Origin of the sequence: Halomonas sp. (assembly GCF_052095765.1) — a bacterium.
Classification (GTDB): Bacteria; Pseudomonadota; Gammaproteobacteria; order Pseudomonadales; family Halomonadaceae; genus Halomonas.
Map to the genome: position 1 here is coordinate 1 of NZ_JBQDJZ010000015.1, position 24,772 is coordinate 24,772.

Sequence of the window (24,772 nt, forward strand, 5' to 3'; positions counted from 1 at the left end):
CGTGTCAGTTATCCTACATACATTATGCACGAAAACTTTCGGTTAGGCACTTATCACGATTATCGAGCTGACGGATGAGCAGCGCGATAAATTCCGTGAAAAGGTTGAGCCGGTACGCGAGGTCTTTGTCAAAGATGTCGGTGAGCGTGGCGGTCAAGCGCTTGAAATCCTGCTGGAGCAGTTCGGCTCTGACAGCAACGATGACGCCTAAGGTTGCGTGTTGAGCGCCTGAATACTGAATAGCGGCTAACTGACTGCTACCATAGCCGGATGATCCAGCCCTAGGGGGCAGTGAATCATCCGGTTTTTTTTCGCGCAGCTTTTGCCAGCAGCCTTCCCGGACAGAATGGGGATCGTTAATCCACAGCTTGAAACAGCACAGGGCGCCCCATGGCGCCCTGTGCTGTTGTGTGAAGCGAGTTTGGTTGAAGGGTGGGCCCTGTATGCCTGACCTGAATCAGGCAGCGTCAAGGACCTTTGTCGCCTTAGCTGGCGCCTAGTGAAGGTAGCAGCAGCGAGATCTGTGGGAAGAAGATCAGCAGGAAGGTGGCCAGTACCATGATTGCAACGAACGGCGGTGTGCCACGGATAACATCCATGTAGGGGCGACGGAAAACCGCAATGGCGGTGAAGATGTCACAGCCAAAAGGCGGTGTTGCCGAGCCAATAGCAGCCTGCAGTGTCACGATGACGCCCACGTGTACTGGGTCCAGCCCGGTTGCAACAACCAGTGGCTTGAAAATCGGTACCAGAATCAGGATGACCACGATGGGGTCAACGAACATGCAGCCAATGAAGAAGGCTGCGGCAATCAACAGCAGGGCCAGCGTCTGGCTATCACCGATACTATCAATCATCGGGCCCAGAATCTGCTCTGGTACACCAGCGGTGCCCAGGGTCTGGGAAAACGCTGCACCGATGGACACCAGGATGAAAACCACGGCGGTAATCATGCCGGTGGACATGGCCAAACTGCCAAGGTCACGGATGGAAACCTGACGATAGATGATCACCTCAAGGATCAGCGCATAGGCGACGGCCACGGCAGATGCCTCAACGGCGCTGAAGAAGCCGCCATAGATGCCGCCCACCACGATGATCGGGAAGCCCATGGGCAGGGCGACCTTACGGATGCTTACCCAGCGTTCGGCCCAGCTGGCACGCGGCTCTGGCTCAATGCCCTTGATGCGGGCGTCAATGTAGCAGTAGATGGCAAACAGCCCCAGGATCATCAGGCCCGGTAGAACGCCAGCCAGAAACAGGTCGCCGATCGAGGTCTTCATCACCACGCCATAGATGATGAAGCCGATGCTGGGTGGAATCAGCAGCGCGATATCACTGGCGTTGATAATCAGTGCCAGAGTAAAGGAGTCAGAGTAGCCCTTGGCCAACAGGCGCGGGCGCATGGGGCCACCCATGGCGACAACGGTGGCCTGGGTTGAGCCTGACACAGCACCGAACAGCGCACAGGAGGCCGCAGTGGTGATTGGCAATCCGCCTCGGATATGACGGGTAAAGGCATCAACCACGTCAAGCAACCGGTTGGCGGTATGCCCTTTGGTCAGGATATCGGCGGCGAAGATGAACATGGGAACTGCCGCCAGTACCCAACTGCCGACACCGCTGATCATCCAGCTAATGGCCTGATCAGGACCAAAGAAGGTCATGTCGGTAAACATCATGTAGAAGGTGCCTACCGCCAGGGGAACCATCATCGGGAACCCGAGCAGCAGGAGCACAAGCATTATGATACCTAGTAAAGCCAGCATGCGATCGTCCTCGGTTTTATTGTTTAACGTTTATTGGTCGCGCTGACCGGGGTCTGTATTTGTGCTTCTGGAAACCGTTGTCGGTGGTTCTTCTACGGGGATTTCGTCAAACACTTCCCTGTCTCTGAACGTACGGTAAATGTTGCGGCTGACCAGGTTGCGGATGGTGGTCAACACATATTGGATGCCGGCCAGGGTAAAACCGATCGGCAGTGCCAGGTAGATGATCCACAGTGGAACCTTCAACGCCGAACTGGTTCGTCCACGATCGTGTAGTACGGAAACATAGTCGGCAGAAAGGTAGGCGAAATAGAACATCAGTGCGCCGGTACCGAGGCTGATGATGATCAGCAAGATCTTGCGCGGTGTGCCACTGAGCTGTTCATAGATGGCTGACATGCTGATATGGCGAGCATTGCGTGCTGCATAGCCGACACCGACGAAAGTGATAATCACGATCAGCATTTCGGTGACTTCGTAGGTGCCGGGAATTCCTTGTTTGAACAAAAGGTTGCTGACTACATGGCTGCTCATTAGCAGCGCCATGACCAGAATGCTGGCGGTAATGATCCATCTTTCCAGGGTTCCGAGCAGGCGATCAAACTTGCTGAGCGGGCGCATTATCTTGCGGATTCGGCGGCGGCGAATATTGTTGGGCTTGGGTTGCAGACTCATATCATGCCCTCACCTGGTGCAGGCCTACCGACAAAGAGCGGTGGCTGTCTCTGGCCGAAGCCTGTTGACTGCAGAGTGATGGCGGTCATGGTCCGATCCTTTTTATTTGCTGGAATTAATTTTGTTCGGCACTTAGTCATGACGCTACAGAATTTAATCAGGCGTTGCCACTCTGCCTAGGGGCTAGTGTCGGTTGATATCAACGCAATCAGCCCATTGGCGACGACAGTCAGAATATTGTTAACAATATTGACTCATGTCGACCATGAGTCAGGCGTTAGCCACGTAACCCATGGGACGCTAGGGTATCGAGGTGACGGTGGGCTGCCTGGATATCTCCCCGAACCTGACTGAGAGCATGAGTTGTCCAGCTATCATCGGAGCCTTCCAGTGCACGCACTGCCTGGCCTTGGCGGGTTAGCTGCTCCAGTTGGCGGAGTGTTTCCTGCTCGGCGAGCAGTTCGGCCTGCTTGATCGTCTGGCGCAGTTTTTCAAGCCCGGTTGACTCGTCAGACAGTGGTTTCAACGCACGCCGCTGACGTCTCAAGGGGTAGGTCATGTCACGCTGCCAGGCGCGAACCGGTTCCAGCAGCAAGCTGGCCTGCCCAGTCAGAGTCAGACTATGGTATGAGAGCCAGCACAGCCATAGTAGCTCGCAGACGTCGAGCCCGGCATCATCCTGAAGCTTCAGGCAGGCCGCCTCGACGCCGGGGCGGGCGTAAAGCGCCAGCGCGAAATCCCATAGGGGGTGATTATCCAGTTCACGCCGCATCTGTGGCGTCAATTCGGTAGAATCGGTGCTCATTTATGGCTGTTGCCTCCCGGGCGGCGGTTTCATGCATTGTCAGTGGAGTTGGCATGATTGCACTGCGGCAAGTCAGCCTGCAACGCGGTACTCAAGCGCTTCTTGAAGAAGCGGATCTCACCCTGCATGCCGGATACAACGTCGGCATCGTCGGTCCCAATGGGGCCGGCAAGTCATCCATGTTCAGTCTGCTGCTGGGTGAGCTGGCGCCAGAAAAGGGTGAACTGGAGATGAGCGGCGGCCAGCGTATCGCCCATATGGCCCAGGAAGTGGAGACGCTTAACCGCTCGATTCACGACTATGTGATCGATGGCCATCGGGCTCTGCGCGATGCCGAGGTCGCGTTGCTCAAGGCCCAGCAGGACGGCGAGGCACACCGTGAAGCCGAGCTGCATGGCACTATCGAAGCGCTGGACGGCTATACCGCACCGGCGCGGGCGGCTCAGTTGCTGGTGGGGCTGGGTTTTCGCCAGAGCGACCTGGCGCGCCCGTTGTCGGACTTCTCTGGCGGCTGGCGGATGCGGGTTAACCTGGCGCGGACCCTGTTCATGCCCTCGGACGTGCTGCTGCTCGATGAGCCGACTAACCATTTGGATCTCGATGCGTTGCTATGGCTGGAGCAGTGGTTGGTGCGCTATACCGGGACTCTGCTGCTGATCTCCCATGACCGGGACTTTCTCGATGCGGTTTGCGACCACATCGTGCATTTCGAGCGGCGCCAGCTGGTGCTGTATCGCGGTAACTACAGCACCTTTGAGCGTACTCGGGCCGAAAAGTTAGCACTGCAGCAGGCCCAAGCGGCCAAGCAACAGGCGCGGCGCGCCGAAATCGAGAGCTTCGTCGAGCGTTTTCGTTACAAGGCCACCAAGGCCCGTCAGGCCCAGAGTCGGCTGAAAATGCTTGAGCGCATGGGCGATATCGCTGTGGCCCATGCCGACTCGCCGTTCCACTTCAGCATTCCCTGCGCCGACCGTATTTCACGCCCGTTGCTGGTGCTTGATGAGGCTGACCTCGGTTACCGCAGTGGCGATGCAGAGTTGCGTCAGCTAAGCAACATTTCACTGTCCTTACAGCCGGGCCAGCGTATCGGCCTGCTGGGTCCCAATGGCGCCGGCAAGTCGACGCTGATCAAGTCGCTGACTGGTGAGTTGCCGCTGCTGAACGGCAAGCGGATTGCCGGGGAGCATCTGGCGGTGGGCTACTTTGCCCAGCACCAGCTGGAGAGCCTGGATCTGTCGGCCACACCCTTCCTCCACATTCAGCGGCTGTCGCCACGCGCAGCAGATGCGGACATCCGCCAGTTTCTGGGCGGTTTCGGCTTTCGCGGTGATGACGTGTTCGCCGAAGTGGGGCGCTTCTCAGGTGGTGAAAAAGCCCGCTTGGCGCTGGCGCTGGTAGCCTGGCTCAAGCCCAACCTGCTGCTGCTTGATGAGCCGACCAACCATCTCGACCTGGAAATGCGCGAGGCGCTGACCCAGGCGCTGGCCAGCTTTGAGGGCGCGGTACTGGTGGTCTCCCACGACCGACACCTATTGCGTGCCACAGTGGATGAGTTCTGGAAGGTGGCAGACCACCGGGTTGAGCCGTTTGATGGCGATCTGGACGATTACCGCGCCTGGCTCAAGGCGCGGCTGGAGGGTGAGCGACGCGACGCAAGGGCCGACAAGGTCGAAAATGATGCTCCCAGGGAAGACCGCAAGGCCGCCCGCCGAGTCGCTGCCGAACAGCGTGAAGCGCTGCGGCCGCTCAAGCGCACGCGCGACAAGGCCGAGCAGGTCATGGAAAAGACTCAACAGGCATTGTCCGCTGTGGAACAGACGCTGGGTGACAGCGCGCTGTATACCGACGAGGCGCGTAAGGCTGAGTTGAACCAGCGGCTGGCTGAGCAAGCTAAGTTGGCCTCTGCATTGGCCGAGCAAGAGCATGCCTGGCTAGCCGCCGAGGAGGCGCTGGAGGAGGCCGAGCAGCAGTTGGAAGACTAGATTGCTATAACTAGATTGCTATAAAAGCCCACGATAGGGATTTTTACCCGTCGTGGGAGATTCTACGCTTCTGTTGCGAAAGGCGCTGTTAGACGCCCGGGTCAGGTTTCCAGCAAGAAAGTCACCGGACCATCATTGATTAGCGAGACCTGCATGTCGGCACCGAATTCACCTGTGGCGATCTTGGGCCATGCCTTGCTGGCCTGCTCCACAAGATAGTGGAACAGGCGCTCGCCTTCGGCGGGTGGGGCGGCGCTGGAGAAGCTAGGCCGCAGTCCGCGCCCGGTATCGGCGGCCAGGGTGAACTGGGATACTAGCAGCAGGCCGCCTTCGGCCTGCTGCACGTTGAGGTTCATCTTTCCGTCAGCGTCGCTGAACACACGGTAGCGAAGCAGCTTGTGCAGCAGCTTATCCGCTCGCGCTTCGTCGTCGCCTTTTTCCACTCCCACCAGAACGAGCAGGCCGTGATCGATGGTGCCGACGGTGTGGTTGCTGACTACGACACTGGCTTGGCTGACGCGTTGAATAAGGGCTTTCATGACAACTCCGTGTTCCAGTTACTTGCACTAGCTACCACTGTCGCGCTGGCAATCACCACCAGGCATGAAAATGATGCACCGGCCCGCGCCCCTGGCCCACCGACAGGCGATCACTGGCTGCCAGTGCAGAGTGCAGCCATTGCTTGGCTTCACTAATGGCATTAGCAACGGTTTGCTGGTTGGCGCTGGATGGCAGCTGTGCCAGTTGGGCTGTAATGGCTGCGGCCAGAGCACAGCCGGTGCCGTGCAGGTTGTTGGTGTCGATACGCGGCGCATCCAGCCAGCTGAAATCCTGCGGGGTGATCAGCAGGTCAGGGCAGTCGTCGCTCTGCAGGTGGCCCCCCTTGAGCAGAGTAAAGGGCACCTTCAGCGATTGCAGGGCCGGTACCATGGCCTGCATGGCCTGGGTGGAATCAGGCGCCGAGGTGTCCAGCAGCACCGCCGCCTCGGGCAGATTGGGGGTGATCACATCAGCCAGTGGAACCAGGATGTCACGCACGGCGGCGGTGCCGGCGGGGTCGACCAGGATGTCGCCACTTTTGGCGGCCATCACCGGGTCGAGTACTATCCAGCGTGGCCTGCGTGCGCGAAGTGCCTCAGCGATCACCTCGGCCACTTCGCGGCTAGCCACCATGCCAATCTTGACTGCGTCAATCGAGATGTCGTCGAGCACGGCATCTAGCTGCGCGGCAATAAACTCGGCGGGCACAGGCAGTACACCACTCACGCCTTGGGTGTTTTGTGCGGTCAGCGCGGTGATTACGCTGGTGCCGTAGCAGCCTAGCGCAGAGAAAGTCTTCAGGTCTGTCTGAATGCCGGCACCGCCCGACGGGTCAGAGCCGGCAATGGTTAGGGTGTTGGGAATGGAAGTCATGATGCGGTCAACTCGTGAAAGGGTGGCGTGGCGGCAGCCATGGGTGTTGTAACGTGACGGCCAGCATACGTCAGCGGCCGAGGGTTTTTCCATGTTGAGCCTGTTTGCCGTGGCGCTGGCTAGCGCCACGCTGCTACCCGGCGGCTCGGAGCTATGGCTAGCGCGGCTGTGGTGCCTGGGCGAGCCAGTGCCGGCGTTGTGGCTGGTGGCCACCGCCGGCAATACGCTCGGTAGCCTGATCAACGTCGGCTTGGGGCGTTATGCGCGGCGTTTTCAGCAGCGCCGCTGGTTTCCGGTATCACCGGCAGCGTTGGCGCGCGCCGAGCATTGGTATGCACGATTTGGTGAGGCGAGCCTATTACTGAGTTGGCTGCCGTTGATTGGTGACCCGCTCACCGTGCTTGCCGGTGTGCTGCGCTTGCCTTGGTGGCGTGCCGCGCCCTGGATTTTACTGGCCAAGGGCGGCCGCTATGCATTAGTGCTGTGGCTGGCCGAAACTTGGTTGCTGCCATTGTGTCGTGCATGAGTGCGTTATGGTGCGGTTCCGCTAGCTTAAAACTTGGCGGGCAACCAGGTCGCCAGCTGGGGGAACCACGCTAGTGCTAACAGCATGCCTATCTGTAGCAGAATAAAGGGAATGACACCGCGATAGATCGCTGAGGTCGGCACGCTGTCCGGGGCCACGCCGCGCAGGTAAAACAGCGCGAAACCGAACGGCGGCGTAAGGAACGAGGTCTGCAGGTTGATGGCAATCATGATGCCCAGCCAGACCGGGTCGAGGCCCATGGCCAGCAGGATCGGGCCGACAATCGGTACCACCACGAAGGTGATCTCGATAAAGTCGAGAATGAAGCCCAGCAGGAAAATCACTAGCATGACGATAATGGTGGCGCCGATCACACCGCCAGGCATGCCTTCGAACAGTCGGTTGACCAGCTCCTCGCCACCAAAGGCGCGGAACACCAGAGAAAACAGTGCAGCACCGATCAGGATCATGAACACCATGCTGGTTACGCGGGTGGTGGTTTGCAGCACCTCGCGTAGCGTGGCCATGTCCAGGCGGCGATAGGCCAGTGCCAGCAGCATGGCACCAAAGGCACCGACGGCAGAGGCCTCGGTGGGCGTGGCGAAGCCGCCGAGGATCGAGCCCAGCACGGCGGTGATCAGCACAATCGGCGGTACCAGCCCTTTGACCAGCAGTAGGCCCAGCCCACGCTCATGGCCGAGCTCCTTCATCAGCTCTTCGCGGTTGGCGGGTGGTGCGGTTTGAGGGTGCAGCCAGGCGGTGATTGCGATGTACACAATGTAGAGTGCGACCAGTATCAACCCCGGAATCAGCGCGCCCATGAACAGGTCGCCCACCGAAACAGTTTTAGGGCTGAAAATGCCCATTTCCAGCTGCGCCTGTTGGTAGGCCGTGGACAGCACATCGCCCAGTAGCACCAGGGCGATGGACGGTGGAATGATCTGGCCCAGTGTGCCAGTGGCGCAGATGGTGCCAGTAGCCAACGGCACGCTGTAACCGCGTTTAAGCATGGTGGGCAGTGAAATTAGCCCCATGGTGACGACGGTGGCACCGACGATACCGGTAGACGCTGCTAGGAGCATGCCGACTAGTGTGACGGAGATGCCCAATCCGCCGCGTAGCGAGCCAAACAGCATAGCCATGGCGTCGAGCAATGTTTCAGCGACCTTGGACTTTTCCAGCAGCACGCCCATCAATACGAACAGTGGCACTGCCAGTAGCGTTTGGTTGGTCATGATGCCGTAGAGGCGGTTGGGAAAGGCCGAGAGGTAGTGCGCATCGAAATGGGCATTGATGCCCAGCGCCTCCAGCCCGGCGCCCAGTCCGGCAAAAGCCAGCGCAGTGCCAGCCAGCGACAGCGCGACTGGATAGCCGGCCATCAATACCAAACAGATCACCGCGAACAGCACCAGCGGCATGAACTCAAGTATCAGCTCAAGCATTAGTGCAGCTCCCCGGGACCATCGTTGGATGTGTTGCCAGCAGCGGTGCTGTCCGAGCGTCTGATCAGCGTCATCAGGCTGCGGGTAATCTCCACCACGCCCTGCATAATCATCAGGGCAGCAAATACCAGAATCAGCGATTTAAGCAGGAAGACGCCGGGGATACCGCCGGCATCTGATGAGCGCTCAAAAATGCGCCATGACTTGTCCACGTAGCCCCAGCTGAACCACAGGATGAAAACCATCACCGGCAGCAGCAAAAAAAGCGTGCCTAGCAGGTTGGTCAGCGCTTTGCCGCGGGCCGAGCGCAGGCGATAGAAGATATCCACCCGCACATGGCCATCCTGGTGCAGGGTGTAGCCGGCAGCCAGCATGAACACCGTGGCATGCAGGTACATCACCGACTCCTGCATGGGTATGCTGCTGATGCTCATGGCATAGCGCAGTACCACGATCAGGAACTGGATCAGCATCATGGCCAGCACCAGCCAGGACAGGCCGCGGCCCAGCCATTCGGAGAAGGTGTCCAGCCTGGCAGCAAAGGAAGGCAGCTCACGGGAATCGGGCATGAGAGACTCGCAGGGAAGTTCTTTGTACAAGCACGCACAGGCGCGCGGTCAGCCAGCATGCAGCAAGACGCTGACTATACGTGAAAGCTTACGGGTTAGGCAGAGGGGCTGACTTGGTACCGCTCAGCAGACTGAAGTGCTCATCCAGCTGTTGCAGACAAGCGCCGGGTAGCCGCACGTCAATGGCAATCGGCAGATGGTCCGAAAATAGCCGGTTGAGCACCTTGACCCGCTCGGCCTGCAGTGAATCAGATAGCAGGATGTGATCCAGTGCCTTGCGCGGCTGCCACGATGGATAGCTTGGCGGAAGGTGTACCGGATGCAGTGCCATGGCCTCACAGAAGCGCTGATGGCTCTGGATCTGCTCGAAGGAGCAGTTGAGGTCGCCCATCACTGCCACGTGACGCAGCGGCTCGATGATCTCGCTGAGATAGTCCAGCTGGCGGTTGCGCCCGCGCTGACTGAGTGCCAGGTGGGCAACAAAGATATGCAGCGCATCTGGGCCACTGCCGTAGCGGGCGTGAATGGCACCGCGGCCCGGCAGGGTGCCGGGAAGCCTGTGCTCTTCAACCAGCGCTGGCGTCAGCCGCGAGAGCAGGCCGTTGCTGTGCTGTGCCAGCTTGCCCAGATCGCGGTTGAGTTGCTGGTAGTGGTGCGGGAAACCCGCCTGATGGGCCAGGTAATCAACCTGATTGATGCTGCCTGATCGGAAGCTGCCACCGTCGGCTTCCTGCAGACCGACGATATCGTAACGGCGAAGGATGTTGCTGATCAGCCTGAGACGCCGCTGACGCTTGGGGTGCGGCAGCACGTGCTGCCAGCCCCGCGTCAGATAATGATGATAGGCCGAGGTCTGGATGCCCACCTGCAGGTTGAAGGTGAGCAGACGTATGCGGCCATCATCGAGTAGTTTCGGCGTGCTGTCTGCTGAAAGCGTGCTCATTCCTGGTTGTTGACCTCGGTGGTGTCAGTCTGTGAGTTGTCGTTGGCTGCAGCACCATGCTCCTCACGGATCTGTTCGATCAGACTGCCGGCAATTAGCGGCATGTTGCTCAGACTGCCCGCGCTGCTCGGCGAGATCACATAGCGGCCATCGACGACCAGCGCTGGAACGCCCATCAGCTCCATATCGCGCATGCGGGTATTGGCCTTGCTAACCTGAGACTTGACACCAAAGGAGTTCAGCGCACTCAGTGCGTCTTCTTCACTGACACCGTAGTTGCTGAAAAAGGCGGCAATATCATCAGGGTCGGTCAAGCGTTTGCCCTGTTCATGAAGGGCTTCAAAGAAGTCGTCATGCATTTCATCGACAATGCCTAGGTTTTCGGCAGCGTAGTAGGCAAACGCGTGTTTCACCCAAGTATCGCCCATGGTGGCTGGTAGGCGATTGAAGGTGACGTCATCAGGCAGCTCGGCTACCCAGGCATTAAGCGGCTCTTCCAAGTTGTAGCAGTGAGGGCAGCCGTACCAGAAAACGCCGGTAACCTCGATCTGGTTGTCGTCAACCTGGGTTTTCACCGGCGTGTCCAGCACAGTGTAGTCTTGGCCCTCAACCGGAGCAGCAACGGTGAGGGTCGATAGTCCAAAGGCAGCAAGGCCTACCAGCAGGTGCTTCAGCATAAAATAGTATCTCCGTAGCTGTTGAGGCCTGGGGGTTTCAATAGAGGCTGTTCAGTGATGACGGTCCCGACGTTGTCAGGAGGCAAGGCCAGGCACCTCTCAGATAATGCCTTCACTATGAGCCTCAAGAGTGCCAGAGAGTTCCTGAAACGCAATAAAGGCGGCACAGAGGCCGCCTTGTTAGCGCCACATTGGCACTACCGGTGTGCGCTCAGTGCAGGCCCAGTACGTAGTTTGCTACGGCCTGCATGTCGCTCTTGCTCATTTTGGCAGCGATATCGCGCATGATGGCGTTGGGGTCATTGGAGCGCTCGCCAGCGGAAAAATCCTCCAGCGTCGAGATGATGTACTCCGGATGCTGACCTGACAGCGCAGGATAGACGGCGCTGTTGATGCCGACGCCAGTCTGCATATGGCAGGCCGCACAGGCGGGCAGGCCAGTGCTCAGGCTGCCGGCGCGGTACAGTTCACGGCCTTTGGCAACCAGCTCCTCATTGGGGTCTGCCTGGCCCAGTGCCGGTGTCATGCCGGCAAAGTACTTGGCCACATTCCAGGCATCTTGATCGGAGAAGTTATCGACCTGCCCTGCCATCTCAGGCACGACTCGAGTGCCGTCGCGGATATCCATGATCTGCTTGGCCGTATAGGATGTCTGCTGCCCTGCCAAGTTCGGGAAGGCGCCAGTTGGACTGATACCTTCCTGACCGTGGCATGCTGCGCAGACCATTGCCTTTTCCTTTCCGGCAGCAGCATTTGCAGCCGCTTGCGGATCGTCTTGGGCTTGTGCGGCGCCGACGGCGCCCATGGTAATTACCAGGCTTGCCAGTAGCTTTCTCATTGCTAGTCCACTATGCCGATACATTGTTTGAGCGGTACAAGGTCATGCGAGCCGGGTCAGCGGCCACATGTCCAAGTCGCTGCCGGCCGGAGCTCAATGATATACTGAGCCGCTCCGGGTCGCAGATAAAATATACTGCATTATAACGGAACACCCTTGCCTCGGGAATGCAAACCTGAGGTTGTCGGATCAACGTCAGGATAGTCCCAGTCATGCCGCGACTCAATTATGCTTCCGCCCGCTTTCTTGTCAGTTCGCCAGATCTGGCCAGATGTCCGCAGGATCATGGCCTGGAGGTCGCCTTTGCGGGACGCTCCAATGCCGGAAAATCCAGTGCCATCAATACGTTGACGCGCCAGAACTCGCTGGCGCGTACGTCCCGTACCCCAGGACGTACCCAGCTGATCAATTTCTTCACGCTGGGGGATGATCAGGATCGCCGGTTGGTTGATCTGCCTGGTTACGGTTATGCCAAGGTACCTGAAAAGGTCAAGGAAGAGTGGCAGCGCCATCTTTCTCACTATCTTCAACGGCGCCGTTCACTGAAAGGTCTGGTGCTGCTTATGGATGTGCGCCATCCGCTGACCGAGTTCGACCAGACCTTGCTGGGCTGGGCTGATGACAAGGACATGCCAGTGCATATCCTGCTGACCAAGGCCGACAAACTGAAAAGCGGTGCCGCCAAGACTGCCTTGCAGCAGGTGCGCTCGCGGCTGCTTGAGTGGGAAGATCTGGTCAGCGTCCAGTTGTTCTCGTCACTCAAAAAACAGGGCGTTGAAGAAGTGTACGCCCGACTTGATGAGTGGCTGGCGGGTGACGCGCCAGCGGCTGAGCCCATTCAGTCTCAGTGAGACTGGCCTGCACCGCGCAATGCCAGCAGCCACCAATGTGTGTTCTAAGTGCTGCATGTCATTTTGCATGGGGGGCTCGTTGGGTATCAGGTGTTTTGGATTGTCTGGTGCTGTTCTTGACGCCGAGCGACCCTATGCTGTCGTACCGGATTCAATGGCTGCCAGCAGGCTCGGCAGCTCGCTCACATGGCTAAGTCGCGTCACGCCTCTAGGCAGCACGATGTCAGGAGTGGCCTGGGGGGCGATCCATGCGGCACGCATGCCGAGGCGCACAGCGGGTAAGATATCTTCCTTCCAGGAGTCGCCCACGTGCAGCGCCCGCGACGGCGCGGTGCCCAGCCGCGCCAGTGCGGCCAGAAAAGGGCGGGCATCCGGCTTGGGCGCATGCATTTCACCGGCGGCGATCGACACCATGAAGTGGCGGCGCAGCGCCAGCCGGTCGAAGGCCAGGTTGCCGTTGGTGATCGACGCCAGCCGATAGCGCTGCGCCAGTTCGGTCAGCAGTGGTTCGACCTCGGGATAGGGGCTGACCTCCAGGCGCAGCGCATGGAAGCGACCCATGGCGGCACTGGCCCACATCCAGGCCGCCGAGGCCGGCAGGTCGATATCGGTCAGTAGCGAAATCAGCGCCTGTTCGCGAATCCAGGTGAAGTCGCCGCGGTGCAGCGGATAGCGCTTGGCCATGGCCTGGCGCCGGGCGAGGTAGTGCTCCAGGGTGACCCGTTCGGCGAAGCGGTTGGGCTGGGCATCATCACGCTTGGCCAGCCAGGCGGCCAGGCTGTCGCTCAACCAGCCGAAGTGCCCCTGCTCGGTGCGCCGCATGACCCCGCCATTGTCCCATAGGGTATCGTCGAGATCGAAGGTCAGTGCCTCTAGGTGTGCTACAGGCTCAGTCATTACTTCATTCCTCACCTTTTTTTCCTTCCTCGTTATCACGCTGTCGCCGGGCGCGGGGATGAGCCGCGTCATAGGTATCGGCCAGTTGTTGCCAGTCCAGGCGGGTGTAAATCTGGGTGGTGGCCAGGTTGGCGTGGCCCAGCAGCTCTTGCACGGCGCGCAGATCTTGGCTGGATTCCAGCAGGTGGCTGGCAAAGGAATGACGCAGGCGGTGCGGATGCAGGTGCTCGCCAAGTCCACGGGATCGAGCCAGCTCGGCCACGCGTTTCTGAATGGCCCGCTGTCCCAGCCGCCGGCCGCGCTGGCCGACAAAGAGCGCGGTCTCGCCGTCACTTGCCAGAACGTCGCGTAACGCCAGCCATTGCTGAAGCGCCTGGTGCGCACGGCTGCCCAGCGGTACTTGACGCGGTTTGTTGCCTTTGCCGATTACCCGTACACGCTGCGGCTGGACATCACTCAGGTTCATGTTACTCAGCTCCGCCAGGCGTAGGCCGCAGGAGTAGAACAGCTCCAATATGGCCTGATCACGGCACGCCAGCACTGAGCCATCGTGTGGGCTGTCCAGAAGCTGCCCTAGGGCGTCCACGTCCACTGGGCGCGGCAGGTTGTCAGGGCGTTTGGGCGTTCGCAACAGGGCGGCGGGGTTGTGGTCAAGCAGGCCTTGGGTGCGCAAGTACTCAGCAAAGCCTGAAATCGCAGCCCGGCGCCGCGCCAGGCTGCGGGGCGATAGGCCGCGTGTCCGCTCACCGGCAAGAAATCGCCGCAGTAGCCGGGTGTCGAGATAGTCTTTCAGCGTTTTTTCGGGTTGTTGCCCCAGCTGTCCTTCAGGGTTTTCAAGGTGTGTGTCGAAAAAATCGAGCAGAGTGGCCAGGTCGCGGCGATACGCCGTTACGGTGGCCGGGCTGGCGGTCGCCGCCAGCTCAGCAAGGTAGGCGTCAGTCAGCGCCTGGAGGCTGGCGCTGTCGGTCATAGCGAAGATCTCATGAGGCTGAGTGACGGTCTTTGGCCGAGCGCACCAGCAGCCGCGACACGACCTCGCCCAGGTACTCGGTAAACAGGGTGTCCATGCCGGCCTTGAAGTGCTCTGGGTCGGGGCTGGCCAGCACCAGATAGCCCAGTGGTTCACCCAGCGTTAGCCGAGTGATGGCGGTAGAGCCGGACTTGGCCAGCTTGGGCTGATGGGGCAGCAGGCGCTGGGCGTCGCTGGGTGTCAGGCGTGTGCAGCGGCTGTGGCGCTCTCCCAGCAGTGCGGCCAGTCGCTGGGTGGTGTGTTTGTCGAGCACGTGGCGGGGCGCCTGGGGTGGCTGGGGCTCCTGGTCCGTCAGGCTGGCAGGGCACCACAGCGCCACGCTGGGCGTCTGGAAGCGCTCAGACAGTTCGGTGGCCAAGGCCTGGCCCAGGGCGTCATTGTCTTCAGCACTGATCAGCGCAAGCACCAGTTCGCGGGTGCGCCGGTATTGCGCTTCGTTATGCCGTGCCGACTCCAGCAGCTGTTCGAGGTGCTGTTCAGCGCCATCGGCGCGCCGGCGCAGGTCAAGCACTAGACGTTCCAGCAGTGAAATAGCGCCGCGGGTTTCCGGGTGAGGTACGCGAAGCTGTTGCAGCAAGCCTTCGCGTCCGACAAAAAAGTCAGGGTGGCGGACCAGCCATTGGGCGACCATGTCGGGGTCCAAGGTCTTGCGTGGCTCGGGGATGGCTTGTGTCATGGGGTATCTCCTTCTGCCCAGCGGGCTTGAGCCGGTGTTGGTAAAGCCATTCCGCCCGCGCTCTACTCAGTTCAGGGTGATGCGTCCGCTAAAAACCCGCTCGGCGGGGCCTCTCATGGTCAGCGGTTGGTCCTCGGCAGGCCAGCTGACCTCCAGCTTGCCGCCGGGCAGCTGTACCTGAACGGGGCTCTTCAGCAGGCCCTGACGAATGCCGCAGGCTACCGCAGCGCATGCACCCGTGCCGCAGGCCAGGGTTTCGCCGCTGCCGCGCTCGAACACCCGCAGGCGGATGTGCTGTGGCGAAATAACCTGCATGAAGCCGACGTTAACGCCGTTGGCGAAGCGTGGGTGCTTCCCGATAGCCGGGCCCAGGCTATCAACCGGCGCGGTGTCTACGTTGTCTACGTGCAGCACAGCGTGTGGGTTGCCCATGGACGCTATGCTGATCTGATGCGTCTGGCCATCGACCTCAAGGGCGTGGGTGAGATGATCCTGACTGGCGTCGTAGGCTACCGCTGCGGGGGCAAACTGCGGCTGGCCCATATCAACGCGTATCTGATTAATCTGCTCCACATGCAGCGTCAGCGGGCCGCCTGCCGTTTCAACGTGAATCTCCCGCTTGTGGGTCAACCGCTGGTCGCGCACAAAACGCGCAAAGCAGCGTGCCCCGTTACCACAGCTCTCCACTTCATTGCCGTCGGCATTATAGATGCGGTAGCGAAAGTCCATGTCCGGGTCCAGTGGCGGCTCAACCACCAGCAGCTGATCAAAGCCGATGCCCAGGCGCCGGTGGCTCAGCGCCCTGATCTGCTCCGGGGTCAGCCGGGCACGCTGGGTAATCAGGTCGACGACCATGAAGTCATTACCCAAGCCGTGCATCTTGGTGAAGTACAGCAACATTAGTTATGCCCCGTCAGGTGTCATCGTCGGGAAGCAGTGACTCGCCGGCCCACAGCTCGTCCAGCCGTTCGCGGCGGCGCACTAAATGTGCGCGGTCACCATCGACCATCACTTCCGGTGGGCGGGGGCGGCTGTTGTAGTTTGACGCCATCACAAAGCCATAGGCTCCGGCAGAGCGCACGGCTAGCAGGTCGCCTGCGGCAATAGCTAGCTCGCGCTCCTTGCCGAGAAAGTCGCCAGTTTCGCATACTGGACCCACCACATCATAAAGGTCGCTGTCTCGCGGTGAGCGGGTGTTTACCGGCAGAATTTTCTGCCATGCCTGATACAGCGCGGGGCGAATCAGGTCGTTCATGCCAGCATCAACAATGGCGAAGTTCTTGGTTTCGCCGGGCTTGAGAAATTCGACACGGGTCAGCAGTACACCGGCGTTGGCGGCAATCGAGCGGCCCGGTTCAAACAGCAGTGTCAGGCGTTCGCTACCCGGCCAGCACGACAGTCTTTCCAGTAGGGCGCCGGCGTATTCGCTGGGGTGTGGCGGTGTTTCGTCGCGGTAAGTGACGCCAAGGCCGCCGCCCAGGTCCAGATGCTCGACTTCGATGCCGTCTTCACGCAGGGTGTCCAGCAGGACCAGCAGGCGCTCCAGAGCATCGAGGAAGGGCGCAAGCTCAGTGAGTTGGGAGCCGATATGGCAGTCGATGCCGACAATTCGCAGGTTATCCATGCGGCTGGCCCGGCGGTAGGCGTCACGGGCCTCGCTGACAGCAATGCCGAACTTGTTGTCCTTGAGGCCAGTGGAAATGTACGGGTGCGTGCCTGCGTCAACGTCGGGATTGACGCGCAGCGAAACGGGCGCGACCTTGCCAAGGCTGGCTGCCACGCTGTTCAGGCGCTCGAGCTCTGCGGTTGATTCGACATTGAAACATTTAATGCCGACGTCCAGTGCCCTGGCCAGCTCTGCCTCCTGCTTGGCAACGCCCGAAAACACCACCTTGGCCGGGTCGCCGCCTGCCGCTAGCACCCGCTCGAGTTCGCCCACCGAAACGATATCGAAGCCGGCGCCCTGGCGAGCCAGCACGTTGAGCACGCCTAGATTAGAGTTGGCCTTGACCGCATAGCAGATCAGGTGCGGATGATCGCCCAGCGCTTCGGTGTAGGCGCGTAGGTGGCGGCTCAGGGTGGCGCGGGAATATACGTAGCAGGGCGTGCCGAATTGCTCAGCAATACGGTCCAGCGGTAATTCTTCTGCGTGCATCAGGCCGTCGCGATACTCGAAATAGTCCATCTAGCTGTCTCGCTCATTGTCGTTAGCCGGGGGCTCTGTTGTCTGCTGTTCCGGCGGGTCAGCGACATCATCTGCTGCCTTCTGTGTCTGCTCTGGAATGCCGTAGCGCTCTGCCGCTGCCTTGTCGTCAGGCAGGTACAGCGGACCTTTCTGACCACAGGCGGTTAGCAACAGGGCAAACGATAGCACGCTGGCTATCGCCACTGGCCGGATCGATACACTCAGCTGCATCAGCGTGTTACTCCGTTGCTTAGCGAGTCCAGGGCCTCCCGGGCACGCTGGGCTGCGGCGCGCACCTGGTTCGGTGCGGTGCCGCCAATGTGGTTGCGTGCGGCCACTGAGCCCTCCAGGGTCAGCACCTCGAAGACGTCGTCGTCGATGGTGTCGGAGAACTGGCGTAGCTCGTCGAGACTCATGTCAGACAGGTCTTTTTCCTCGCGCAGGCCGTAGGCCACAGAGCGCCCGACGATGTCGTGGGCATCGCGGAAGGCCACACCCTTACGCACCAGGTAGTCGGCCAGGTCGGTGGCGGTGGAGAAACCCTTGCGAGCGGCTTCGCGCATGTTGTCCGCCTTAGATTCAATGGCTGGAATCATGTCGGCGAACGCCTTGAGGCAGTCCTGCACCGTAGTCAGGGTATCGAACAGCGGCTCTTTGTCTTCCTGGTTGTCCTTGTTGTAGGCCAGCGGCTGCGACTTCATCAGCGTCAGCAGGCTCATCAGGTGGCCATACACGCGACCGGTCTTGCCGCGCACCAGCTCCGGCACGTCCGGGTTCTTTTTCTGCGGCATGATCGAGGAGCCGGTGCAGAAGCGGTCGGGCAGGTCGATAAAAGCAAACTGGGCACTGGTCCACAGCACCAGCTCTTCACTCATGCGCGACAGGTGCATTAGCAGCAGGCTTGAGAAGGCGGTGAATTCGATGGCGAAGTCGCGGTCGCTGACAGCGTCCAGGCTGTTCTCGGCAGGGCGATCGAAGCCCAGCAGTTCAGCGGTTACGTGACGGTCGATGGGGTACGTCGTACCGGCCAGCGCCGCGGCGCCCAGCGGCATCACATTGACCCGCTTGCGGCAGTCCAGTAGACGCTCATGGTCACGGGCCAGCATTTCGTGCCAGGCCAGCAGGTGGTGGCCGAAAGTTACTGGCTGCGCAGTCTGCAGGTGGGTAAAGCCGGGCATGATGGTATCGGCTTCGCGCTCGGCCAGCTCGATCAGGCCGTGGCGCAGGCGCGCCAGTTCGGCGGCCACGGTGTCGATCTCGTCGCGCAGGTACAGGCGGATATCGGTGGCCACCTGGTCATTGCGAGAGCGGCCGGTGTGCAGCTTCTTGCCGGTAATGCCGATCTTGTCGGTCAGCCGCGCCTCGATGTTCATGTGCACGTCTTCAAGCTCCACCGACCACTCGAAGGTGCCCGCCATGATGTCTGCCTGGACTTCGTCAAGTCCCGTCAGGATGGCGTCGCGTTCGTCGTCGGTCAGCACGCCTACCCGGGCCAACATGGTGGCGTGGGCGCGGGAGCCCTGAATGTCGTGCAGGGCCAGTTTGCGGTCGAAGTCTACCGAGGCGGTGAAGCGGGCCACAAAGGCATCGGTAGGCTCAGTGAAGCGGCCACCCCAGGATTGGTTGGTGCCGGCGCTGGAAGAAGGGCTGGAAGGATTCGTGCTCATCGGACGGGCAACCTGTCGCAAGTTTAGTGTGAAAATATGCCAGAAGTGTACCAGAGTCAGGCAAACTGGTGAGGACTGGTGGCTGCTTTCACCCTGTCATGTAACGGGATGGACCGCCGTTTTATCGGGCGCTCTGTGTGTGCCGGTTTTTCTTGTTTCGCTCTGGTGCTTTATGATGGGGGTAATCAACACATCAACCGGACGTCGGCAACCTGCCTAATCATGACGTACCGGCTTTGGGAGAGTCTTGTGCAAGCCATGCAAACCCTGCGTATTGCCACTCGCAAGAGCCAACTGGCCATGTGGCAGGCTGAATATATTCGTGATCGACTGATAGCAAAATACCCCGATCTCCAGGTGGAGCTGGTGCCGATGGTCACGCGCGGCGACAAGCTTCTCGATACACCGCTGTCGAAGATTGGCGGCAAAGGGCTATTCGTCAAAGAGCTAGAAGAAGCCATGCTCGACGGGCGTGCCGATCTAGCGGTTCACTCGATGAAAGACGTGCCGATGCACTTCCCTGAAAGCCTGGGGCTGTCGGTCATCCTGGCTGGCGCCGAAGCCACGGATGCCTTTGTGTCCAACCATTACCGCAGCCTTGATGAGCTGCCGGAAGGTGCGCGTATTGGCACCACCAGCCTGCGCCGCGGCCTGCAGATGCGCGAGGCGCGCCCGGACTTGGAGATCCTCGACCTGCGCGGCAACGTGCAGACACGCCTGGGCAAGCTGGATGCCGGGGAGTACGACGCCATCCTGCTGGCTACCGCTGGCCTCAAGCGCCTGGGGCTTGATGATCGCATCGCCCAGGAGCTGCCGCCTGAAGTCTGCCTGCCCGCCTGTGGCCAGGGTGCGCTGGGCATCGAGTGTCGTATGCACGATGCTGAGTTGATCGCGCTGCTGGCGCCGCTGGATGACCCGGACACTGCCACTCGCGTACGCGCCGAGCGGGCCATGAACACACGCTTGGAAGGCGGCTGCCAGGTGCCGATTGCCGGTCATGCGGTGTTTGAGAATGAAGGCCAGACACTGTGGCTGAGAGCGCTGGTCGGTACGCCAGACGGTAAGCAGGTGCTGCGCGCCGAGGGTCGCGGCTCGATCCATGAGCCTGAAGCGCTTGGGCTGCGTGTCGCCGAAGATTTGCTGGACCAGGGGGCCGCGGAAATTCTCGCTGCTGTCTACGGCGCGGGCTGATGGAGTCCCGCCCGGTACTGGTGTGTCGCCCTGGTGCACGCGCCAAGCCGTTGGTGGATGCCATCGCAGCGCTGGGCGTCACGGTGGTGCAGGGCGACATGATGCAGCTTGAGGCGCTGGAAGAAACACTAGCCATGCGCAGCATCTGGCTTGACTTCGATCACTTCCGGCGCGTGATGGTGGTCAGTCCGTTTGCAGCAGAATGCCTGGCTGAGGCGCTGGATCGCTACTGGCCTCAGCTGCCCGTCGGCATCGACTATTATGCTGTGGGGTCCGCCACCGCCGAGGTGCTGAACCGGTTGCTCGGCGTAGAGGTGCATATTCCACCGCCAGAGGCAGGCGAGGATACCAGTGAAGCCTTGCTGACATCGGACTCGCTTCAGCGGCTCGATAACGAGCGCGTCCTGTTGGTGGCGGGTGAAGGCGGCAGAACCCTGTTTGCCAACACCTTGACCGCGCGCGGGGCACGGATGACACGTCTGGCTGTTTATCGGCGCTTACTGATACCGCCACCGCCGGGATTGCATCAACACCTATCCGCGGGTGACTATCAGGCTTTGGTGGTGAGTAGCGGAGAAATTCTTGAGCATCTGGCAAAATGGTGCTCAACGGTGGCCTTGAACCAACCGCTAATCGTGTCAAGCTCTCGATTGGCTACACTGGCTGGCGAATTAGGGTTTCGTTTACCCGTTGTGGCGTTGGGCGCCACACCTGCTGCATTGGCTGCTGCGGTGGCACGCGTCAGGGACCCGGAGACGGCCGATATTGATCATGACGATCTCGAAAAGGGCTAGTGACAGATGAACAAGCAATACAACGATCAGGACGACAAGCAGGCGTCAAGCGAAGCAGCCCAGAGCGGCACTCCGCCAGCCTCCGGCACACAGGCCGGCAGTGGCGCCAATACTAAAAAGGGCGGCGCTTCAGGCCGCCGCTCACGCCGGTACAATAAGCCAGACAACGCACCGCAGCGTGATGAGCAGAGCACTGGCAAGTCGGTATCGGCTGGCTCAGCCACGGCTGCTGATGCAGCGAGCGACAGCGATAAGACCAGCAAGACAGCGAGTGCTAAGCCGGCTGACAGCAAGACAGTTAAGCCGGAAAGCGCGTCTGACAAGGGCCCGGCAGATAGAAGTCGATCAGATAAAGGGAACAACAAGACCAGTAGCAGTGCCGGTAGCGGCTCCGCCGGTGGCTCCGGCGGCGGCAGGGCTCCCGCCAGCACAGCCTCTTCCGGTGGTTCTAGCGGGGGGAAAACTGGCGCTGTCGCCCTAGTGCTGACGCTTGTGCTGGGTGCTGCGGGTGGTTACTTCGGCTGGCAGCTCAAGCAAAAAGTGGAAGCCCAAGGCAAGGCGGTTTCGGCCTTGCCAGAAACGCCGGTCAGCCAGGCTGCGCTGGATTCGCTGAAAAGCGAGCTGAAAAGCGGCGAGCAACAGCGTGACCAGGCGGTTCAGTCTTCCCTGGAGACGCTGCGCACTGAGTTTGGCGATTACCGTACCAGCGTCAATAGCACCCTCGACAAGGTGTTGACGCAGCTCTCGCAAGAGCAGGAAACCGATGAGCGCGAATGGCTGCACGCCGACGCTGCCTATCTGCTGCGTCTGGCCAACCAGCGCTTGCAGCTAGAGCGCGATGTGGGTGGAGCGGCAGCTCTGCTGCAGACGGCTGATAAACGGCTTGAGGAGGCCGACAATCCGGCCTTGACGCCGGTGCGTCGCGAAATAGCCTCTGAACTTGCCGAGCTGAAATCGGTGCCCAGAGTTGACAGCACCGGGCTTTATCTGGAGCTGAATGCCCTACAGGAGCGTGTCAGTTCGCTGCCGCTGAATCAGGACATCGAAGAAATCGTCGCGGATGCTAAAATCGAAGAAGCACCGACTGGCGGCTGGCAATCCCAGCTGTCGACCTTCGGCAATGAGCTCAAAGGACTGGTCACTGTACGCAAGCACGATGCGGCGTTGGAGGCCCTGATTTCCCCCGAGCAGGAGTCCTATCTGCGCCAGAGCCTGAGGCTGGTACTTGAACAGTCTCAGCTGGCGCTGCTCAAGCAGGAGCAGGAACTCTACGACGCCAGTCTCGACAAAGCGCTGACGTTGATTCGCGGCTACTACGATATGGACAACGCCGGGGTCAAAGCGGTGGTTGAAAACATCGAGCAGCTGCGCGGCGAGCAGATTCATCCCGAGCTGCCCGATATCAGCGGCTCTCAGCAGGCGCTTAGCCGATTTATCCAGCAGCGTTTCGAGGCCGGCAGTCGCCAGGGGGATAACGCATGAGAAAGCTGATACTGGTCATTGTCTTTGGTCTGGCCATCGGCGCGCTATTCGGTCAGCTGATGATGTCGGTGCCCGGCTACTGGCTGGTGCGGGTAGGTGATACGTCCTACCAGACCTCATTCTGGTTCGGCCTGATACTGTTGTTGGCAGTGTTCGTGGTGCTTTATTTTGCTCTGCGCCTGTTGTCACGCTTCATCAACCCCGTCAGCCGCTTTAAAACCTGGAACAGCCGCTCACGCAACCGTACCGCGATGCGTCGCACTGTGCGTGGGTTAGTGGCGCTGGCTGAAGGCCGCTGGAAGCGCGCAGAGAAATCACTGGTCAAAGCCGCTGACGACTCGAGCACGCCGCTGGTCAACTACTTGTCTGCTGCGCTGGCGGCCCATTATCAGGGTCGCTATGAGCAGGCTGATACCTTGCTCAAACGCGCGCATCTCAGCACTGAGGGTGCCGATACCGCTGTGGGGCTGATGCAGGCCCAGCTGATGCTGGACCGCCAGCAGTATGAGGAAGCGTTGGCAGCCCTGACCCGCCTGGATCAGCACCTGCCCAACCATCCCCAGGTGCTCAAGCAGCTCAAGCAGGCGTATATCAGTGTGAGTGACTGGGACGGCTTGCGTCGCCTGATGCCGCGTCTTGCTGCACAGCAGCTGATTTCGCGAGAAGAGCGCGAAGTGCTTGAGTTCCAGGCTTATCGGGAGCTGATTCTGCAGGAGTCGCGGCTTGTCGATCAGCACGGTATCGAAAAGATCCGTAACCTGTGGGCCGACATGCCGGATCACCTGCGCACTAATACCGACTTGATTGTGCTGTATACTGAAATTCTGGTGCACGGTAATGAGCAGGGTATTGCCGAGCGACTGTTACGCCACGCGCTCAAGGAGCATTGGGACAGTCGTCTGATCCTGCGTTACGGCATGCTGGATGTGGACCCGAAACGCCAGCTGGCGGCCAGCGAGAAGTGGCTGCAGGAACGGCCCAATGATCCTGACCTGTTGCTGACGCTGGGCCGTCTGTCGCTGCGTAATGCGTACTGGGATAAAGCCAAAGAGTACTTTGAGGCTAGTCAGCAGCAGCGCCCCAGCGGTGTTGTGTGTGCTGAGCTGGCGCGGCTGTATGCCAACTTGGGCGATCACAACAAGAGCCAGCTATTTTATCGTCAGAGCGTTGAGTTGCTCGACAAGTCGCTGCCTGCTCTGCCGCAACCTGTGCCCGATGTGAAGACGCAGGCCAAACAGGCGTCCTGAGTCAAACGATGCTGAAAATCTGTAAGATAACAGGGCTGCCAGCTGGCAGCCCTGTTCGCATTGTGGGGATGATTTAGTACTGTTTCCAAGGGTGTTATGCCGCTAGCGCATAACCGTTGCGATAAAGGAATCCTGTTTCGCTTTTCATGTGCCAGTTATCTACTACTATGGTCTAGACAACCACCAAGCTGATGTGAGCGCCATGAAATCCTTTCTTGTTGATGTATACGCTATTGGACCCCAGGGGCAGGACATGCACCTTGGCGGCGGCATGTTCCGCGCCGGCAGCGCGACTGAGGCAGAGGACATGGCTGCCAGCGAGCATTGGTCAAATGATCTTGCCAGTCGTGGCTTTGATATTGCTTTCATGACAGACGTACCCGAAGTCCGCTCTAAAGGCGTACCGCTGGCGCTGCTGGGCCCTTCAGCACCGGGCACTCTCTACGCCTGATGGTTTGGCCGCAGCATGCGGCGTATAGCATTGATAATACAAGTTTATGACTGTGCTCCATATAAAAAGGCCGCCCCCAGAATTATTCCGAGGGCGGCCTTTTTGTATGGGCCTGATGTGACAAGTCGGTGCCCAGCCTAGTCGCGCTGGTAGGTGCCAACCAAGCGGTTCATGCCGATCAGGTGTGGCTCGATCTGCTTGAGCAGCTCTGAGAGTGTCAGGCCTTCCGGCAGCGAGGTTGCCTTGTCTAGCGCCAGCACCCAGAAGTAATACTGATGCAGGCCGTGGCCTTCAGGTGGCATGGGTCCGGTATAGCCCAACTTTTCCTGATCGTTGACACCGGAGGTGCCTTCACCACTGTTTTCATCCAGCGACGTGGTGGACGCCGGCAGGTTATACAGCACCCAGTGAACGAAGCCGTAGCTGCCATTCTTTACCAGCGGTGCATCAGGGTCATGGGCAATGATTGCAAACCCTCGGGTTTGCTCCGGTGCATCCTGCCAGGCCAGCGGAGGCGACAGGTTTTCGCCCTCACCGGTGTGCCTGGCCGGAATGGCACCGCCGCGCTTGAAAGCGGCACTTTCCAGCTGCATGTTCGACAGTGCAAAAGCCATGTCAGTTACCCTCCCGGGTCATGAGTGGGACAAACGGCACCCATTCAA

The 24,772-nt window shown here is 60.0% G+C and carries 25 protein-coding genes and 1 pseudogene; 8 read left to right on the forward strand and 18 right to left on the reverse strand.

Going from position 1 to position 24,772, the window contains the following annotated elements; all coding sequences use genetic code 11:
* Positions 1-485 precede the first annotated feature (485 nt).
* The 3 genes from ACTH3D_RS03485 to ACTH3D_RS03495 form a co-directional block, all read right to left on the reverse strand.
* Positions 486-1,769: a TRAP transporter large permease gene (locus ACTH3D_RS03485; protein ID WP_441665292.1), complete on the reverse strand. Its 1,284-nt coding sequence runs from the start codon at positions 1,767-1,769 to the stop codon at positions 486-488.
* A gap of 30 nt (positions 1,770-1,799) precedes the next feature.
* Positions 1,800-2,444 carry a TRAP transporter small permease gene (locus ACTH3D_RS03490; protein WP_441665294.1) on the reverse strand — a complete coding sequence of 215 codons (645 nt, stop codon included), beginning with the start codon at positions 2,442-2,444 and terminating at the stop codon, positions 1,800-1,802.
* A 277-nt stretch (positions 2,445-2,721) separates the two neighbouring features.
* Positions 2,722-3,249 carry a TIGR02444 family protein gene (locus ACTH3D_RS03495; RefSeq protein WP_441665296.1) on the reverse strand — a complete coding sequence of 176 codons (528 nt, stop codon included), beginning with the start codon at positions 3,247-3,249 and terminating at the stop codon, positions 2,722-2,724.
* A 53-nt stretch (positions 3,250-3,302) separates the two neighbouring features.
* Here ACTH3D_RS03495 and ACTH3D_RS03500 point away from each other — a divergent pair, with 53 nt between their 5' ends.
* Positions 3,303-5,231 (forward strand): ATP-binding cassette domain-containing protein, encoded by a 1,929-nt coding sequence (locus ACTH3D_RS03500; protein ID WP_441665298.1) that lies wholly within the window; start codon positions 3,303-3,305, stop codon positions 5,229-5,231.
* Positions 5,232-5,332: 101 nt separating this feature from the next.
* Here the strand turns inward: ACTH3D_RS03500 and dtd are convergent, their stop codons facing one another.
* Together dtd and thiD are read right to left on the reverse strand one after the other, a co-directional pair.
* Complete coding sequence (gene dtd, locus ACTH3D_RS03505) at positions 5,333-5,770, reverse strand: D-aminoacyl-tRNA deacylase (RefSeq protein WP_441665300.1); 438 nt, start codon at positions 5,768-5,770, stop codon at positions 5,333-5,335.
* A 52-nt stretch (positions 5,771-5,822) separates the two neighbouring features.
* On the reverse strand, positions 5,823-6,644 hold the full coding sequence (gene thiD, locus ACTH3D_RS03510) for a bifunctional hydroxymethylpyrimidine kinase/phosphomethylpyrimidine kinase (RefSeq protein WP_441665366.1): 822 nt from the start codon (positions 6,642-6,644) through the stop codon (positions 5,823-5,825).
* Positions 6,645-6,735: 91 nt separating this feature from the next.
* Here thiD and ACTH3D_RS03515 point away from each other — a divergent pair, with 91 nt between their 5' ends.
* On the forward strand, positions 6,736-7,170 hold the full coding sequence (locus ACTH3D_RS03515; RefSeq protein WP_441665302.1) for a YqaA family protein: 435 nt from the start codon (positions 6,736-6,738) through the stop codon (positions 7,168-7,170).
* 26 nt (positions 7,171-7,196) lie between these two features.
* Here the strand turns inward: ACTH3D_RS03515 and ACTH3D_RS03520 are convergent, their stop codons facing one another.
* From ACTH3D_RS03520 to ACTH3D_RS03540, 5 genes are all read right to left on the reverse strand, one after another.
* Positions 7,197-8,612: a TRAP transporter large permease gene (locus tag ACTH3D_RS03520; protein WP_441665304.1), complete on the reverse strand. Its 1,416-nt coding sequence runs from the start codon at positions 8,610-8,612 to the stop codon at positions 7,197-7,199.
* The gene (locus tag ACTH3D_RS03525; protein ID WP_441665306.1) at positions 8,612-9,181 is read right to left on the reverse strand and encodes a TRAP transporter small permease subunit; all 570 of its coding nucleotides are present in this window, start codon (positions 9,179-9,181) and stop codon (positions 8,612-8,614) included. The genes ACTH3D_RS03520 and ACTH3D_RS03525 overlap by 1 nt, the downstream gene beginning before the upstream one ends.
* A gap of 88 nt (positions 9,182-9,269) precedes the next feature.
* Positions 9,270-10,124: an endonuclease/exonuclease/phosphatase family protein gene (locus tag ACTH3D_RS03530; RefSeq protein ID WP_441665308.1), complete on the reverse strand. Its 855-nt coding sequence runs from the start codon at positions 10,122-10,124 to the stop codon at positions 9,270-9,272.
* Positions 10,121-10,801: a thiol:disulfide interchange protein DsbA/DsbL gene (locus ACTH3D_RS03535; RefSeq protein WP_441665310.1), complete on the reverse strand. Its 681-nt coding sequence runs from the start codon at positions 10,799-10,801 to the stop codon at positions 10,121-10,123. Before ACTH3D_RS03535 ends, ACTH3D_RS03530 begins: the two co-directional genes overlap by 4 nt.
* 211 nt (positions 10,802-11,012) lie before the next feature.
* Entirely contained in the window at positions 11,013-11,639 is a 627-nt protein-coding gene (locus tag ACTH3D_RS03540) for a c-type cytochrome (RefSeq protein ID WP_441665312.1), read from the reverse strand.
* A gap of 212 nt (positions 11,640-11,851) precedes the next feature.
* Between ACTH3D_RS03540 and yihA the strand changes: the two genes are divergently transcribed.
* Complete coding sequence (gene yihA / locus ACTH3D_RS03545; RefSeq protein ID WP_441665314.1) at positions 11,852-12,490, forward strand: ribosome biogenesis GTP-binding protein YihA/YsxC; 639 nt, start codon at positions 11,852-11,854, stop codon at positions 12,488-12,490.
* Between the two features lie 132 nt (positions 12,491-12,622).
* Here yihA and ACTH3D_RS03550 read toward each other — a convergent pair whose 3' ends face one another.
* The 7 genes and pseudogenes from ACTH3D_RS03550 to argH form a co-directional block, all read right to left on the reverse strand.
* On the reverse strand, positions 12,623-13,387 hold the full coding sequence (locus ACTH3D_RS03550; RefSeq protein WP_441665316.1) for an HAD family hydrolase: 765 nt from the start codon (positions 13,385-13,387) through the stop codon (positions 12,623-12,625).
* A 4-nt stretch (positions 13,388-13,391) separates the two neighbouring features.
* On the reverse strand, positions 13,392-14,357 hold the full coding sequence (locus tag ACTH3D_RS03555; RefSeq protein WP_441665318.1) for a tyrosine recombinase XerC: 966 nt from the start codon (positions 14,355-14,357) through the stop codon (positions 13,392-13,394).
* A 10-nt stretch (positions 14,358-14,367) separates the two neighbouring features.
* Positions 14,368-15,093, reverse strand: coding sequence for a DUF484 family protein (locus tag ACTH3D_RS03560; protein ID WP_441665320.1), 726 nt, complete (start codon positions 15,091-15,093; stop codon positions 14,368-14,370).
* Positions 15,094-15,159: 66 nt separating this feature from the next.
* A complete protein-coding gene (dapF, locus tag ACTH3D_RS03565; protein ID WP_441665322.1) occupies positions 15,160-15,993 on the reverse strand; it encodes a diaminopimelate epimerase in 834 nt (277 codons plus the stop codon).
* A 13-nt stretch (positions 15,994-16,006) separates the two neighbouring features.
* Positions 16,007-17,278: a diaminopimelate decarboxylase gene (gene lysA, locus ACTH3D_RS03570; RefSeq protein ID WP_441665324.1), complete on the reverse strand. Its 1,272-nt coding sequence runs from the start codon at positions 17,276-17,278 to the stop codon at positions 16,007-16,009.
* Between the two features lie 99 nt (positions 17,279-17,377).
* A pseudogene (gene lptM / locus ACTH3D_RS03575) lies at positions 17,378-17,509 on the reverse strand (LPS translocon maturation chaperone LptM); the annotation flags it as partial.
* Entirely contained in the window at positions 17,509-18,945 is a 1,437-nt protein-coding gene (gene argH, locus ACTH3D_RS03580) for an argininosuccinate lyase (RefSeq protein WP_441665326.1), read from the reverse strand. The gene argH and the pseudogene lptM, both read right to left, overlap by 1 nt.
* 258 nt (positions 18,946-19,203) lie before the next feature.
* On the opposite strand from argH, the gene hemC reads away from it, so the two are divergent.
* From hemC to ACTH3D_RS03605, 5 genes are all read left to right on the forward strand, one after another.
* Positions 19,204-20,136 carry a hydroxymethylbilane synthase gene (gene hemC / locus ACTH3D_RS03585; RefSeq protein ID WP_441665368.1) on the forward strand — a complete coding sequence of 311 codons (933 nt, stop codon included), beginning with the start codon at positions 19,204-19,206 and terminating at the stop codon, positions 20,134-20,136.
* Positions 20,136-20,930 carry a uroporphyrinogen-III synthase gene (locus tag ACTH3D_RS03590; protein ID WP_441665328.1) on the forward strand — a complete coding sequence of 265 codons (795 nt, stop codon included), beginning with the start codon at positions 20,136-20,138 and terminating at the stop codon, positions 20,928-20,930. The genes hemC and ACTH3D_RS03590 overlap by 1 nt, the downstream gene beginning before the upstream one ends.
* A 6-nt stretch (positions 20,931-20,936) precedes the next feature.
* Complete coding sequence (locus tag ACTH3D_RS03595; RefSeq protein WP_441665330.1) at positions 20,937-22,412, forward strand: uroporphyrinogen-III C-methyltransferase; 1,476 nt, start codon at positions 20,937-20,939, stop codon at positions 22,410-22,412.
* The gene (locus ACTH3D_RS03600; protein WP_441665332.1) at positions 22,409-23,659 is read left to right on the forward strand and encodes a heme biosynthesis HemY N-terminal domain-containing protein; all 1,251 of its coding nucleotides are present in this window, start codon (positions 22,409-22,411) and stop codon (positions 23,657-23,659) included. Before ACTH3D_RS03595 ends, ACTH3D_RS03600 begins: the two co-directional genes overlap by 4 nt.
* A 202-nt stretch (positions 23,660-23,861) precedes the next feature.
* Entirely contained in the window at positions 23,862-24,110 is a 249-nt protein-coding gene (locus tag ACTH3D_RS03605) for a hypothetical protein (RefSeq protein ID WP_441665334.1), read from the forward strand.
* A 137-nt stretch (positions 24,111-24,247) separates the two neighbouring features.
* On the opposite strand, the gene ACTH3D_RS03610 is transcribed toward ACTH3D_RS03605, so the two are convergent.
* Positions 24,248-24,724 (reverse strand): YbhB/YbcL family Raf kinase inhibitor-like protein, encoded by a 477-nt coding sequence (locus ACTH3D_RS03610; RefSeq protein WP_441665336.1) that lies wholly within the window; start codon positions 24,722-24,724, stop codon positions 24,248-24,250.
* Positions 24,725-24,772: the final 48 nt, after the last annotated feature.

What these genes read in the sequence shown, in the direction of transcription:
- ACTH3D_RS03600 (WP_441665332.1), top strand. Translation starts at nt 22,409, where the DNA reads ATGAGAAAGCTGATACTGGTCATTGTCTTTGGTCTGGCCATCGGCGCG.
- argH (WP_441665326.1), bottom strand. Translation starts at nt 18,945, where the DNA reads ATGAGCACGAATCCTTCCAGCCCTTCTTCCAGCGCCGGCACCAACCAA.
- thiD (WP_441665366.1), bottom strand. Translation starts at nt 6,644, where the DNA reads ATGACTTCCATTCCCAACACCCTAACCATTGCCGGCTCTGACCCGTCG.
- yihA (WP_441665314.1), top strand. Translation starts at nt 11,852, where the DNA reads ATGCCGCGACTCAATTATGCTTCCGCCCGCTTTCTTGTCAGTTCGCCA.
- ACTH3D_RS03520 (WP_441665304.1), bottom strand. Translation starts at nt 8,612, where the DNA reads ATGCTTGAGCTGATACTTGAGTTCATGCCGCTGGTGCTGTTCGCGGTG.
- ACTH3D_RS03550 (WP_441665316.1), bottom strand. Translation starts at nt 13,387, where the DNA reads ATGACTGAGCCTGTAGCACACCTAGAGGCACTGACCTTCGATCTCGAC.
- ACTH3D_RS03515 (WP_441665302.1), top strand. Translation starts at nt 6,736, where the DNA reads ATGTTGAGCCTGTTTGCCGTGGCGCTGGCTAGCGCCACGCTGCTACCC.
- ACTH3D_RS03605 (WP_441665334.1), top strand. Translation starts at nt 23,862, where the DNA reads ATGAAATCCTTTCTTGTTGATGTATACGCTATTGGACCCCAGGGGCAG.
- dapF (WP_441665322.1), bottom strand. Translation starts at nt 15,993, where the DNA reads ATGTTGCTGTACTTCACCAAGATGCACGGCTTGGGTAATGACTTCATG.
- ACTH3D_RS03555 (WP_441665318.1), bottom strand. Translation starts at nt 14,357, where the DNA reads ATGACCGACAGCGCCAGCCTCCAGGCGCTGACTGACGCCTACCTTGCT.
- ACTH3D_RS03485 (WP_441665292.1), bottom strand. Translation starts at nt 1,769, where the DNA reads ATGCTGGCTTTACTAGGTATCATAATGCTTGTGCTCCTGCTGCTCGGG.
- hemC (WP_441665368.1), top strand. Translation starts at nt 19,204, where the DNA reads ATGCAAACCCTGCGTATTGCCACTCGCAAGAGCCAACTGGCCATGTGG.
- ACTH3D_RS03610 (WP_441665336.1), bottom strand. Translation starts at nt 24,724, where the DNA reads ATGGCTTTTGCACTGTCGAACATGCAGCTGGAAAGTGCCGCTTTCAAG.
- lysA (WP_441665324.1), bottom strand. Translation starts at nt 17,278, where the DNA reads ATGGACTATTTCGAGTATCGCGACGGCCTGATGCACGCAGAAGAATTA.
- ACTH3D_RS03595 (WP_441665330.1), top strand. Translation starts at nt 20,937, where the DNA reads ATGAACAAGCAATACAACGATCAGGACGACAAGCAGGCGTCAAGCGAA.
- ACTH3D_RS03490 (WP_441665294.1), bottom strand. Translation starts at nt 2,444, where the DNA reads ATGAGTCTGCAACCCAAGCCCAACAATATTCGCCGCCGCCGAATCCGC.
- ACTH3D_RS03535 (WP_441665310.1), bottom strand. Translation starts at nt 10,801, where the DNA reads ATGCTGAAGCACCTGCTGGTAGGCCTTGCTGCCTTTGGACTATCGACC.
- ACTH3D_RS03495 (WP_441665296.1), bottom strand. Translation starts at nt 3,249, where the DNA reads ATGAGCACCGATTCTACCGAATTGACGCCACAGATGCGGCGTGAACTG.
- ACTH3D_RS03530 (WP_441665308.1), bottom strand. Translation starts at nt 10,124, where the DNA reads ATGAGCACGCTTTCAGCAGACAGCACGCCGAAACTACTCGATGATGGC.
- dtd (WP_441665300.1), bottom strand. Translation starts at nt 5,770, where the DNA reads ATGAAAGCCCTTATTCAACGCGTCAGCCAAGCCAGTGTCGTAGTCAGC.
- ACTH3D_RS03540 (WP_441665312.1), bottom strand. Translation starts at nt 11,639, where the DNA reads ATGAGAAAGCTACTGGCAAGCCTGGTAATTACCATGGGCGCCGTCGGC.
- ACTH3D_RS03525 (WP_441665306.1), bottom strand. Translation starts at nt 9,181, where the DNA reads ATGCCCGATTCCCGTGAGCTGCCTTCCTTTGCTGCCAGGCTGGACACC.
- ACTH3D_RS03500 (WP_441665298.1), top strand. Translation starts at nt 3,303, where the DNA reads ATGATTGCACTGCGGCAAGTCAGCCTGCAACGCGGTACTCAAGCGCTT.
- ACTH3D_RS03560 (WP_441665320.1), bottom strand. Translation starts at nt 15,093, where the DNA reads ATGACACAAGCCATCCCCGAGCCACGCAAGACCTTGGACCCCGACATG.
- ACTH3D_RS03590 (WP_441665328.1), top strand. Translation starts at nt 20,136, where the DNA reads ATGGAGTCCCGCCCGGTACTGGTGTGTCGCCCTGGTGCACGCGCCAAG.